General features: G+C 43.2%; 8 protein-coding genes and 1 pseudogene. 4 read left to right on the top strand and 5 right to left on the bottom strand.

What is annotated here, in order from left to right:
• The first annotated feature begins 79 nt into the window (after nt 1-79).
• Nucleotides 80-667 (top strand): hypothetical protein, encoded by a 588-nt coding sequence (locus KJB05_RS06880; protein WP_208446308.1) that lies wholly within the window; start codon nt 80-82, stop codon nt 665-667.
• 255 nt (nt 668-922) lie between these two features.
• Here KJB05_RS06880 and KJB05_RS06875 read toward each other — a convergent pair.
• Both KJB05_RS06875 and KJB05_RS06870 read right to left on the bottom strand, forming a co-directional pair.
• Nucleotides 923-2,304, bottom strand: a pseudogene (locus tag KJB05_RS06875) (DEAD/DEAH box helicase family protein).
• Nucleotides 2,298-2,828, bottom strand: a complete 531-nt coding sequence (locus tag KJB05_RS06870) for a hypothetical protein (RefSeq protein WP_208446310.1) — start codon at nt 2,826-2,828, stop codon at nt 2,298-2,300. The pseudogene KJB05_RS06875 and the gene KJB05_RS06870 overlap by 7 nt, the downstream one beginning before the upstream one ends.
• A gap of 104 nt (nt 2,829-2,932) precedes the next feature.
• Between KJB05_RS06870 and KJB05_RS06865 the strand changes: the two genes are divergently transcribed.
• The 3 genes from KJB05_RS06865 to KJB05_RS06855 all read left to right on the top strand — a co-directional run bounded on the left by KJB05_RS06865 (nt 2,933) and on the right by KJB05_RS06855 (nt 8,123).
• Entirely contained in the window at nt 2,933-3,244 is a 312-nt protein-coding gene (locus KJB05_RS06865) for a helix-turn-helix transcriptional regulator (protein WP_208446311.1), read from the top strand.
• Between the two features lie 621 nt (nt 3,245-3,865).
• Nucleotides 3,866-6,226 carry a DNA polymerase II gene (locus tag KJB05_RS06860; protein WP_208446313.1) on the top strand — a complete coding sequence of 787 codons (2,361 nt, stop codon included), beginning with the start codon at nt 3,866-3,868 and terminating at the stop codon, nt 6,224-6,226.
• Between the two features lie 817 nt (nt 6,227-7,043).
• On the top strand, nt 7,044-8,123 hold the full coding sequence (locus tag KJB05_RS06855; RefSeq protein WP_208446314.1) for an SUMF1/EgtB/PvdO family nonheme iron enzyme: 1,080 nt from the start codon (nt 7,044-7,046) through the stop codon (nt 8,121-8,123).
• A gap of 35 nt (nt 8,124-8,158) precedes the next feature.
• Here KJB05_RS06855 and KJB05_RS06850 read toward each other — a convergent pair whose 3' ends face one another.
• The 3 genes from KJB05_RS06850 to tssI are packed head-to-tail and all read right to left on the bottom strand — an operon-like array spanning nt 8,159 to nt 13,566.
• Entirely contained in the window at nt 8,159-10,720 is a 2,562-nt protein-coding gene (locus tag KJB05_RS06850) for a LysM domain-containing protein (protein WP_213053105.1), read from the bottom strand.
• Between the two features lie 12 nt (nt 10,721-10,732).
• Nucleotides 10,733-11,326, bottom strand: coding sequence for a DUF4123 domain-containing protein (locus KJB05_RS06845; RefSeq protein WP_052437596.1), 594 nt, complete (start codon nt 11,324-11,326; stop codon nt 10,733-10,735).
• Nucleotides 11,308-13,566 (bottom strand): type VI secretion system tip protein VgrG, encoded by a 2,259-nt coding sequence (gene tssI, locus KJB05_RS06840; RefSeq protein WP_208445051.1) that lies wholly within the window; start codon nt 13,564-13,566, stop codon nt 11,308-11,310. The genes KJB05_RS06845 and tssI overlap by 19 nt, the downstream gene beginning before the upstream one ends.
• Nucleotides 13,567-13,635 lie beyond the last annotated feature (69 nt).

The raw sequence follows: 13,635 nt of genomic DNA, 5'->3' as shown, positions 1-13,635 counted from the left end.
TTACCTCCAGAACTATCACGTCTAACTGACGCTAGCAGAAAACATATTAGAACAGGCGAACTTCGACTAAAGGCAATGGATGATGAGTAGGCTTTTAAAGTACGAAAAAACAAACAATTCCTCCAACCAAGAACCAGATTGGTTGACTACAGCAACTGCACTTCAAAAAAGACTATATTTGGAAGCAAGAAAACAGTTCGAAGTAAAAAAAGCTTTAATCGAAGCAGGACAAGCCTCAGGGGGGAAATGTCGAAAGATCGTAGCTTCAGAAGTTGCGTCAGCCGCCAAGTGTGACAAAAGTAATATCAGTAAACGGAAAAATCCAGATCTTCATAAATGGATTGAAGATCACACGGAGCAATTAATCGCTTTAGCTCAAGCAAAGCGTCAATCTATCGTATCTCGCCGAAAAACTGCCGAGGAGGTTAGGAAAGAAAACAACATGATCAAGAATCAAATCAAGGCTGAAAAAAATCATGATTACGTTGCAATTGCTGAAGCCTTACTTGGTAATACTCTAATTGAATCACACAAAAATCTATCTGATGAACTAACTGAATTACGGCGCGAAAACCAGACTCTACAAAATCAAATTGCTGAATTACGCGAAACAAACAGGCAGTTAATAAAATCAATCAATATATCAGGTAGTGAAGACGGCATATAACTAATTTGGAAAACGCCACGACCAAGGGCAAATTTTACTCTTGTCGTTCCATCTTTTGTGTTAGCACTCTTTGCAGCCGGATGTATCAAAGGTAGACCGGAGAACTGTCATAAGTGGCAGGTTGTACCACCGAAGTCAGCTTACTTCAGCGGCGCCTCTCCGCTTTCATGATTCGACACATATAAGTGCATCCCCAAGGATTCATAACATAGCATTCAAAATAGCTACTTTGTAGCGAGAGCAATCAGGGGCGACCTATATTGATGAAAAAGCCGAAATCACCCTTTGCCTAAACATCCCAAGTTGCAGCTCATCTCCCTCCCCTAAAGCCCCGTATTGATTGCTTATAACACCTGTGCAACTTCTCCAAGATATATTGGAACCTTGGGTGCTTGGGTGGTCAAGTAAAGACCCGTCATAATTCAAATAATTTCGTTGATGGGAGAACTCAGACTCCATTGGTTTTCCCATAAGTGCGTAAAGACAAGACTCAGGGATATCCTCTTCAATTCGCTCTGCAAACTTGATGAGGCTTTGCTCTGCAAACGTAAATAGCCAAGCTTGCTGGGGAGTTGAAGAGTTGACTCGAAGGATACGACCTAGTACCTGTCTGAAGTACAGTTCAGTTTTAGCCGAACTCATGTGGCAACATACTTGAAGGCGGGGGATATCAGTCCCCTCGCTAATCATACCGACGCTCACAATCCATTCGATGTCACTTTGCCTGTAACGCTCTATTTCTGCTAACGGTTCTTCATGTCGATATGTAACAATTGAAACGGTTTGACCGAATTTTTGAGATAGAATATCTTTGATCGTTTGTGCGTGTTGAACTGAAGCTGCAACAACCAGTCCGCCTGCACTAGGTGTATCAAGGCGTAATTTAGCTAAACGTTCACACCCTAAACCAAGTACATACTCGATAGCCTCTTTGTTATGGATGATACTCTGGTAAGACGCTTTCGTCTTTTTAAGCATCTCTAAGATTGATGAAAAGGACTCCATCTTCCCCCTATTGCTGACAGACAACTGGTCGTTATCGATCAGTACGATTTTAGGAGCTCTAGAAACACTATCATCAATAGCTTGTTTAAGAGTGTATTGGTAATCGACAAGAAGCTTTCCATCTGGATCACTGTATTCACCTAGTACAATCGGCAAAGAGTCTGAACGCCAAGGTGTTCCTGAAAGCGCAAGTGTAAAAGTAGCGAGACCTTGTATATTTGTTAGAACTTGTTGGCCCCAGATGTTCGCATTTTCCATTTCAGAACCAGAGCAATGATGAATCTCATCAAATACAACAAAGACCCTATGATTTCGTAGTGTTTGCCAAAACTCATCATTTAGGAACTGGATAGACTGGTACGTTAGGGATTGGCCAATCGACCCCATGCCACCATTAAAGGAACAATCAAGGATGGAAGAAAATGTCTTTTTTATGCCTTCAGAAACCGTTAAAGATGGGGAGAAGCATAATATCAGATCTACCATATCATTTTGCAGTAGTCTTGATGCGATATTAGCGGCAAGCGCTGTCTTGCCAGCCCCCGGTGTAGCTTGGCAAAAAAATGAGAGTGATTCATTGCGTATTTTTCTAAAGCTCTGTCTGAGCATTCACTTTGCCATTTTCTTAGCATGACTCACTACCTATAGCCAGAGTATTCAGAACCGTTGTCAGAGCATTTATTTTTCCGAGTAGTAAAGCAGCTCGTTCCTTAGCTTGTTGATGAATCGGAGCGAGTCTGTTTTCTAGATCAGGGAATCGAGATACTATTGACTGGTACTCATCAACCTCTCCAAGTACGATTTCAAGTTCACCTTTATATTCATTACGCTCATTGAGCAGAACGGAGTAATCCTGGGCAGTGATTTCACGGTTTTCCACTGACTGATGGTTTAACATTCCATAGTCAGGTTGTTCCTTAAATTGTTCCGTTTGAAAGTAACGTTTGCTTCTACCAGAACCCTCACATCGTAACCAGTTTTTCTTTTCGAAGTTAAAAATTGCTCGATATACCTTTTTGCGAGCTTCACTTAAATTATATTTTTTATCATCGACGGATAGCCACAGATCCCTAGCTTCTAGCACGGTAAATCCATCTAAACCATTTTCAATCAATAACTTGTGCATGATTGCACTGATCCTTCGAGAACGCTTCATTTTCTTAAATAACACTCACTAAAAACTAAGGATTGCTTAGTATACAGATTTCCTTAAAACTAAGAAAATCTTAGTTAACTCGAGATTATAGAAATGAAACCTAAGTGTCATTCCAAAACCCAATCACAGAACGACTCAAACAAGCTCGAAAAAAAGCAAAGATCTCCCAAAAAGCCTTGGGAGAACGCATAGGTATGGATGAAAGCTCAGCTAGTGCTCGAATGAATCAATACGAGAGAGGTAAGCACACTCCAGATGTTCAAACTTTAAAGCTCATTGCTGATGAACTTGGTGTGCCACTAAACTACTTCTTTTGTGAAGATGAAAGTTCTGCTGAATTAGCATGTATCGTCTCTCAAATGACTGAGAGTGAGAAAAAGAAACTCATTGAATCACTACGTCTAAGTAAAGAATAAAGAGAAAGGGGACAATAACCCTTAGGGTCAGAGTTCAATTTGCTGTGAGCTTAAGATGAGTGTGTATCAACATCCCTCCATATACCACAGCAATAACTGGACATTCGAAGCATGTTGGAACAAGTACGTAAAAAAGTCGACGATAAAGACGCAAGTTGTTCGTCGGAACTCCACTATACAGAACAAGCATCATGGATGCTGTTTCTAAAGTATCTTGATAGTCTTGCGTTCATCAAGTAACAAGAAGCTTAAATGATGATGGAAACCTACGAGTACATCATCGAAAAAAATACCGTTGGAGTACTTGGGCTGCACCAAAAGGTGCAGAAGGCAAGTTTGATGGCAACAACGCATCGCAACAGAGACATTTGGATCATTTATAACAATCCGTAATACTGTTTTGACTAGATAAATTTAAGTATGAAAGCCTATTTGCCCATGGAAGAGCGTGAGTTGAATTTAACCCTTTGTTCTGCTGAGTACAGCGACAAAGGAGAGTTTAACCCCAAGGTGGTAGCGTTGTTAATTTGAAACATGGAAAAGGTCTAAGCTCATTTATATCAACAATTTTAATACCATCATTAAATTCATGGTATGTAGCACAAAAATTTAGGAAATCGATTGAAGATCAATCAGGGCTTTGTTTTAACACGGCAAGCAAGAGATAGAGGTAACAAAACCGTTATCGAACTTTGGGTATCTACCCCTCAAGGTCCCGTACAACTGGATATTGAGGGTGAGCGTCCAACTTTTTTCATCGATACCAGCAATACCGAGAATGCTAAGACATTATTTATTAGCCAAAACCTAAAATTTGAACTCAAATCTCTGCCACTCAAGACGTTCCAAGATAGCAATGTAACAGCCTGTTATTTCACTACAATTGTAGAAGCAAATATGGCAATAACCCTATTAGAAAAAAATGAAATTGTCACTTATGAAAGCGATATTCGCCTAGCTGACCGCTATTTAATGGAACGATTCATTAAAGGTAGTATCGAGTTTACAGGCCATCAAGTCGCACGTCGTAATCAGTTCTATATGACTACGGCCAAGTGTCGTCCTGGTCAATTCAAGCCTAGTTTATGTGTAGTATCTCTCGACATTGAATGCTCAGAGAAAGGGGTGCTGTATTCTATCGGTCTTGATTGTGAACGAGATAGCCGTGTGATAATGGTTGGCCAACCTGAGCCAGCAGAGACACCGATTCAATGGGTTTCTGATGAAAAAAAACTCCTACTCGCTCTCAATCAGTGGTTTCAACAATTTGAGCCTGATGTCATAGTAGGATGGAATATTATTGATTTCGATTTCCGCTTATTGGATAGACGCGCTCAGTGGAATAAAGTTCCACTCGCCATTGGTCGTAATAGCCGAAGTGCAATCTTTCGCTCTGGTCGCAACCAACAAGGCTTTATCTCGATACCAGGGCGAGTGGTTATTGATGGTATAGATATGCTCAAGACAGCGACCTATCATTTCCGCTCTTGGTCGCTTGAGTCTGTCTCACAAGAGTTGTTAGGTGAAGGAAAGAGCATTCACAACGTTCACGATCGAATGGAAGAGATCAATCAAATGTTTCGTGCAGATAAACCTTCTTTGGCTAAGTATAACTTGCAAGATTGTATTTTGGTTAATCGAATCTTTGATAAAACCCACCTACTAGATTTTGCCATTGAGCGCTCATGCCTGACAGGGCTTGAGCTTGACCGTGTAGGCGGTTCTGTAGCGGCTTTCACTAACCTTTATTTGCCTCAGCTGCATCGCGCTGGGTATGTTGCACCTAACATTAACCCTGAAGAATGGATAGCTTCCCCTGGTGGCTATGTAATGGACTCTCTTCCAGGTCTCTATGATTCTGTTCTTGTTCTCGACTACAAGAGCCTTTATCCAGCTATCATTCGTTCATTTCTTATAGATCCTCTTGGGCTTATAGAAGGACAGCGATTGCCAACGGGCAATACTCAGGATAGTGCAATTGAAGGGTTCCGTGGTGGACAGTTCCATCGAGAAAAACACTTCTTACCTAAGATGGTTCATGATATTTGGCAAGCGCGTGATTTGGCGAAGATAAATAATGATCCTGCATTTTCTCAAGCTCTAAAAATCATTATGAACTCGTTCTATGGCGTGTTGGGGTCATCTGGGTGTCGGTTCTTCGATACCCGTTTGGCTTCGAGTATCACGATGCGTGGGCATGAGATCATGAAAACCACAAAGCAATTAATAGAAAAGCAAGGATACGAAGTCATTTATGGTGATACTGACTCTACTTTTGTTGCGCTCAATAGTGCTTATTCAGAGAAACAAGCTGACGAAATAGGCAAAAAGCTCGTTGAAGAAATCAATGCTTGGTGGAAACAAGAACTAAAACAACGTTTCGGGATTAATTCTTACTTGGAGTTAGAATACGAAACGCATTACCGTAAGTTTTTAATGCCAACTATACGTGGTTCAGAAACTGGGTCGAAGAAACGTTATGCAGGTCTTGTGGGTAAAAACAGCGATGAGAAAATTGTATTTAAAGGTCTCGAGAGTGCGCGGTCTGACTGGACGCCACTTGCTCAAGAATTTCAGCAAAGACTTTATATGATGGTATTTCATGACCAAGACCCATCCGAGTACGTGAGAAACATGGTGGAACGAACTCAAGCTGGTGAGTTTGATAACATGTTGACTTATCAAAAGCGGCTCCGTCGACAACTCCACGAGTACGAGAAGAACATTCCCCCTCAAGTTCGAGCTGCGCGTATTGCTGATGAGAAAAACGCCCGCTTAGGGCGACCGTTGCAGTATCAAAACCGTGGTCGTATCGAGTATTTAATGACTGTCAACGGGCCAGAGCCTAAAGAGTACTTGGAAAGTGCGATTGACTATCAACATTATATCGAAAAACAATTAAAACCGGTTGCTGAAGCTATCTTACCGTTCGTGGGTTATGACTTTAAGCAACTCAGCGAACCTCAATTAGGGCTGTTTTAAGTTAACCAATTTGTGTTTGCCCAGGTTTGGAGGTTTTCCGAAACTCTTTGACTAATGCGTATTAGTAGTTATCCGAACACCTGAAATTCTGGATGCCCCTTCACTGGAGAATCGTGTGGGAGAGTAATAAAGATTCATACTGAGCATTAAAGTATCATACTAAAATTTCCTAAATGTATTTAGAACGCAGCAAGCCCTCATAAATACAATTCGCTCAGCAGCCTGTTGATTGAATTCAGAACAATGCATTCGTGAAGTAAGCTGTTTCGCAATCGCGTAACAGTAAAGTGGTATCTTAAGCACTTAAGAGTTACACAGACTCTCATGACCTTGATTTCCAGTATTAGAGAAATTTCATTTTTCTAACAGTAACTTTTGAGTAAGTTGCAGAGTTTTTTTAGATGTATGCTTGAGGAGTTTGTTAACCATCATTATTTGACTAAGTCTGCGCTGTTCAATTACTTCTTTCACATCACTCTTTGGAACATCTTCTGATGCAACTTATTCCACTTTCAATAACCGAACCAGTATAGGACAAAATCATACTGTTCTGCATTTCAACATAAATGTTTCTGAATACGATTTAAGCATCTATTCATGCTATGGGCAAAGTCACAGAGTATTTCGGGATAGAGATATCTGCTTTTGGTAGGAAGTTTAAGAAGACAGCACATGATATCTTCTAATTCGCGACAACCAGACTCATCCCTCAAATAGGATGCCCACAGTCGTTATAACTAGTCATACAGTGCCTTTGAAACTGTTCTCTCCTTTTATTTTTGCGTAAAATATGCTCATAAAGTAAAAGGAATACCAAATGAAAAACAGATGGTTAGGTATGGCTTGTGTGCTTCCCCTATTGGTTGCGTGCAATAGCGAAAGTTCAGCAATTAAGGTGTCTAGCGAGACGGTCTCACAAAAGCAAATCGATACGATTGTGTCGAATATCAATGAGCTTTACCCAGAAGCAACTCCAGATCAGAAACAGAAAGCGGCAGAAGTGGTGGTACGAGCTATCGAGAACATGGTGTTCGTCGAAGGCGGAAGCTTTGATATGGGCGATTTCAAGATGGATTGTGATTTCCCAACAAAATCTGAGAACCGTTTAGATTGGTCTCCTGATGCGCAATGTTTAAGTCATTTTGCGAGTAGTATGTTTGGTGCTCAGTACTTACACAAAGTGACCCTCGACTCCTATTCGATATCTAAGTATGAAGCAAGCTTTATCGATATGGAGTGGATGCGACAGATTAATCAACTACCAGTAGGTGCGAACAAATGGGAAGGCTACGCACAACTTAAAGATATCGTCCAACGCGACACAGAAGAATACTCTGAGTTAATGAAATGGCATTATAAAAACCACAAACCAGCTCAAACAAAAACTTGGCAAGAGAGCAAAGACTACTGTCAGTGGCTTGGGGAGGTTTCAGGCTTGCCTTTTGATCTTCCCACAGAGGCGCAATGGGAATATGCTGCACGAAGTCGTGGACAGCATTACTATTATGCGACCAATGACGGTTACCGCTCTCTTTCTGAAGGGCAATATTTCTCTCCAACAGCGGAGAGATACGTAGATGTAAAGGCATCAGAAGTAAATACTGGCAGAAGTAGCGAGGAATATATTGGACGTTGGCCATCTAATCCGCTTGGTATTTATGGAATGAGTAATGGGATTTATGAGTGGGTTAATGATTGGTACGAAAAAGACTATTACCTGAGTTCAGTGGAAGCGAACCCTTTAGGTCCAAAAACAGGAACCCAAAAAGTTATACGTGACAGCGTAAGCAACAAAATGACCTTTGGACGTAGCGGACAAGATATAGAGTCGGATACCTATAATCCAAGCTTGAGCTTTCGTTGTTCAATTCAGAAACCGAAACCAATAACGAAGTAAATTTAAACTGGCCTACGGGGCCAGTTTGTTTATGTTTATGCGTAAGGGTAGCTACCGTTACTACCGAATAGCGAAGCATATTGTTGCTGTACCCGTTCCCTTTTTAGAGTAAAGGCACTGTTATCGTAGGGAGTAAATGGTGCCCCTGCAACTTTATCTGCCGAGTTCGTTTCTGCTAAGGTCGCTACCCAATTATTGAACTGAGTTTGTTGCTTACCGTCAAGTAAGGCATTAATACGTTGAATGTTTTCAAAGAGGACCTGCTCACCTGCAGCTTTTTCTCCTTTGTCATTCATTCGCGCAAGAATTTCTTCAAACTTGTGCCAACTATAGGTACTTTCTTCGAGTAGTTTACAAATCGCCGCCTCTTGCTTCTCTTCCCAGTTAAATGTGAAGGTCCGAGTTAATGTATCTAGCATTCTGCCTATCGCCTCGGGAAGAAGCTGATCAAAAGGTACCCCACTACGTGCCAAATCGTTCAACACTCTGTCAGCTAACGTAATTGCCTCTGCTTCTAGGTCAAGCCTTTTTTTCCGAGCAACCCTAATTTTTTCTATAGTGTCCTCGCCTTTAGCAATGGCATTTTTTAATGCATCGTGTGGGGCAACAAAACCTTTGGCAAGGGCAAACGCAAAGTAAGTAGCGTCAACTAAATATTCATAAGCCAGAGAATTAATGTTTTGTAGCATCCGATAATCCACATATTGAAGTCCTTGCCAGATTACTTTCGCTAGACTCCAAATTTCTTCTGCGTTTATAGCGACAGAAAAGCCACCGCCGCCGCCTGCCCCCCAAACCAGTTTGGCTGAGATTTTAAGGAAGAACTTTGTACCATCTAAATAGAGCTCAAAATCCGCATTATATCCACCACCAACGGAAACATTACCTTCGGTCTGGATTTCAGCCAAAGAGTTAAAGTTTGTGATTTGATCTATTTCTGGCGCTTTCCATTGAACACCACCTGCAAACTCACCACTTAACTGGCCACCACCAAAAACACTGGCCTTGATGCCTATTTGACCGCCTCCTGCGTTGCCCATGCTCACATGAGGGTCAAACAATATCCCAACATCATCACCAGTTTCCGGTCTTCTGTTACTGATACCTGCTTTTGCTTGAGCAACTACGCCCACAAAGCAACCCACTTTCATTTTGGCATTAAATCGGAAACTGCCAAAGGAGTGTAAGGCTGGCTGACCATTCGCATCAGTGTAGTTTAAGCATGGCGTATAACCCGCATCGCTAGGCAAGAAGACTTCTGCCGTAATGGCCGCTTCAAAGGCTGAAAAACCCGCAGAAGCACCTACACCTAAATCTACGTTTCCTTTCGCATTACCGTGCTCATCTTTCTCAAATGGGTTTAACTCAGTATCGACAGCCGCTTGCATTCCCCAGCGACCAAGTTGCGCCTCAGAACTCACCGCAAACATTGTATTGCCTTCATCGTCGCGCAAGAGTGTATCCGTCGATTTCCATTCAGCAATTTTTCCGCCGGGCGCCTGCCACTTCGCAAGATTGGCTTTAATATCAGGGCCAAGCTTTTTCTGCTCAAGGTCGCTTGTAATGTCATCAGCGATAGCTTTACCAAATTCTTTGATATTTCCCGTACGTAATGCTCGGTTCGCGTTGTTGGTATTCGAGGTATTTCGCCAACTGTTACGAACGGTAGTTTCCTCTTGAAAGAATGCTTCTCGAACATAGGTGTAAACGCCGCGATTAATCGAGTACAACTCTCTAACCCCAGTATTTGTTACAATGCCATCCAATGCTCTCTCTTTTACCGCCATTTTTTTAGCATCAACAGGCTTGCCAGAAGAGCTCTCTTTGGTTGGTGGGACTTTGGCCATCTTTTCCCACGTCGCAAGCTCTTTCTTAAGGTTTGGTACGACTGTCGCAGTCAAACGCTCTTTTAGCTCAATGGCTGAATCTTCGGAGCCAAACCAATTTGAGTATTCCTCAATGTAGCGGATACGCTTTTTCAACTCGGTTACTTTAGCGTTAGCCATTCGCTGGTTTTCTAAAGCTTTTTCTCTCTCAGCCTTTTCTTTTCGAGACTGTTCTGCTTTGACACTTGCTGGATTCTTACGGCTGGGATCTGGCAATATGCCTGCGTATATCAGGTCGGCGCATAGGGCTTCTCGCTTTTGCGTATGCTTTTCCAACTCAGCCCATGTTTCTTTGCCCGTTGGAGCTTGATGGACTAGGTCACTGTAGCATTGAAATAACTTCGTCGTTTCTTCGATTTCCTTATCAAGCTTTTCCACCGATTCTTTCGTTAGGCAATAGAATCGGTTCGCTGATTCACCCGTGGCAAAAATGATATCTTCAATTTCCTTTGGTTCACACAAAGGCGCCGCCACAATTGTCCCTTTCTCTTTTGGACACATTTTGGCGATTGGCTCTACCGGAAACTCGACAGGGATAGGCTCTTCCTCTTCCTGACTAGGAAGGATTAAGGTATCGCCAACTTGGATTAAATCAGGATTTGGTTGGTACTTGGGGTTTAGCTCTAACAAGATGTTGAAGTTAACACTTTGTTCGATACCGATGCCAATAAGGGTGTCACCGGGTTTAATTACGTAGGTTTTGTTACTCATGAAACGCGTCCATTACCATTGCTGCGCAATGTTTTGCATTGTGCTCAGTTGTTCTTGCGAGAGTGTCCAAGGTTGAATTGACGTAGTAGCCTCACTAGCGTGGGATAAGTTAATACTTAGCCATTGTTTGCTATGCCAATGCAGAGATGAGAGTAAAGGAAACATTTGTCGTCGCTCCTCATCACTTAATGCTGCCATTAAAGGTACTAGAGTTCTGGGCTCATAAAATCGAAACAATGCTTCTCCTTGATTGCGCGACACAAAGAGACGCTGACGCAATGAGGCTGCAACCTCCGAAGAAGAGTGAGATGGCGAACTCCAAACCAAACAACCACAAGGGGTCTGGCTCATCTTAGCTACGCATGCCTGAAGTGCCTCTTCTGATGACCCGATAGAAACTAAGACAGGCCCCTCATTGAGGTGTGATAGACGAGTACCAGCCATCAACGGGATAACCTCGAATGACTCAAGATGCGCCTCCAATTTCTTTTTCCATTCAGGCCAAAGAAGAGGTTCGATAATCGCGTACGCTTGTTGGTTCGTAATTAGGTTCGGTTGGGTATTACCTTGAATTCGCCAGTTTGGATTTAGCTGTGTATTTGACATGTTTTACCGCTCCCACAATCACACAGTTCTTGCATTAAGCCACCGTCTTCAACAAACCCTTTATAAGCGGCCGGAGACATAACAGGTGGTGTTTTCTTCGCTATAGATAATCCTTTAGGACGCCTTGTAGAAACGCTGCTGTTGCCGTTTGCCGCGCCGCCCGGATTGATGTCTACCTTGCCACCCGTCGCGGTAACGTTACTTGAACCATCAATTGTGATTGAAGTGCCGTTTAAATGGATGTTGCCGCTGCTCTTTAGCACTAAACTGGATGCGCCGACGAGGACCTTGATTTCATCCGCTGAGACCACCGCGGTTTCGCCATCAGAGCGGATAGAGGTATTGCCGTTGACTTCAACACTGAGGTTACTACCGACACTGTGCGTATCATCTGCGCCCACATCGATAGAACGTGATGCCTTGATGACCGTATTTTGGTCTTGACCTAGGTCCAATGAATCGTCTTTACCAATCAAGGTCTGACGATTTTCATCGATGTACAAATCTCGGTTGTTGGCGATTTTCTCGGATGCGTTGGCGTTATAAGTAACGTGAACGTCTTTCTCAACTCGCTCCATAAAGGTCTGCTTGGTGATGGAAGTTTTATGCCCATCAATGACTTCTTTACGGTCGCCTAAGATGTTGTTTTCTTGGTTTTTACCGACTTTTAACTCTTCATCATTTCCGATGTCTCGATAACGGTTATTGAGCACTTTAGTCTTCATGTCTTTTTGAGCACGGAAGTGAACCTCTTCTTGGTCACTTTCATCCTCAAAGTACATTTCGTTGTAACCTTCAGCCTTATGGCTTTGGGTTCTAAAAACGGTACGCGTTTTGTTCTCTGGTAATGGGTATGGCGGCGTGTGTAAACCGTTGTACACCGCACCCGTCACCAGTGGACGGTCTGGGTCGCCTTCTAGGAAGGTCACAATCACTTCATGACCAATGCGCGGCAAATAAACAGCGCCCCAGTTTGGTGCTGCCATTGACTGACTGACACGTAGCCAACATGAGCTATGCTCATCGCTTTGTGCGTAGCGGTCCCAATGGAACTGAACTTTGATGCGGCCATATTCATCGGTGTAGATTTCTTCACCCGCAGGACCAACCACAACGGCAGTTTGAGGACCATCAACGACAGGTGACGCCATTTTAGGTGCACGGAATGTCACATCTCGTGGTAAGCAGACAAACTGATTGTGATAAGTTGTAGGTTCATCGCTCGATTCTTCTTCGTGCACACGAGGGTTAAAGCCCGTGTGCATCACCGTCAACATGAGGTAATCACGGTTGATGTTTGCGCGAGGGTGTTGGCTGATATCGAAGCTGTAGCCTGCGGTGAGACGCATGATATCGCTCGCGGCCTCAATCTGATGGCTATCCACCGTGTATTCGGACATCCACTCTGTTGCACGCTGCTGACCCAATTCTGGCGTTGTGTAACGGCCAAGATAGTCGTAGCGCTGCAAATCAAAGTTCGGGCCTTCATCGGCGCTTTTTCCTTGCGGAATTTTTGGCGTGAGATAGTTGTAATCGCCATAGCTCACTAACCCAGTACGAGTTCGATGGATTTGCTCAAGGTCGAAAATATGTTCTCGGTCTGGCGTGCCACCACCTTGGGCATGATAAATCACAGGTCCTAGGTAAGAAGCATTAGTGGGTGAACTGATGAGCTCAGGTATCGCATCGTTGCTATCGACAATGACCATGGTATGTCCAGCTTCGTTATGCTCGAAATAATACCAAAGGCCATGCTCTGCCATTAATCGCTGTACAAAGTGCTGGTCGTTCTCACGGTATTGAAGAACGTACTCCTTCGCTTCGTATTGCGCTGATAGGTCAAAGCGGTAATCGCTCATACCTGCGTCATCAAAAACCTGACGAAGGATGTCGGGAGCCGCTTGCATCTGAAAGATGCGACAGTCTTGGCGCTGAGTGAGAAACCAAAGGTGTGGAACCAAGGTAATATGATAGCGCGAGAAGCGGCGGCCAGTACCTAAATAGCGAAGCTCAGAGATACTGCCGTTAAACTGACGAGCAGTCCCCATACCTTGACCAAATAGGCTTAGGATACCCATTTTTCGGCTTAAGGCATCAAACGTGATGGCGTCGTCATCGGACAATACCGTCAGGTTCATTTCAAAGGGGGAAGAGACTGTCTCTGTTATTCGAAAGCTTTCGACTTTAAATGCACCAGAGAACCCGGAAACATCAAAGGTGAAATTTACATCATTAACCATACCATTCGGCTCTTATGACAACGAGGAAGTGAGCGGAAAAGGTTCACCGCCACACCTTAAATAGTCGAA

The sequence above is a fragment of the Vibrio sp. B1ASS3 genome (assembly GCF_905175355.1).
In the GTDB taxonomy this organism is placed as follows: Bacteria; Pseudomonadota; Gammaproteobacteria; order Enterobacterales; family Vibrionaceae; genus Vibrio; species Vibrio owensii.
Note: the sequence above shows the minus strand (reverse complement) of the source record. Positions and strands in the feature narration are given on the sequence as shown.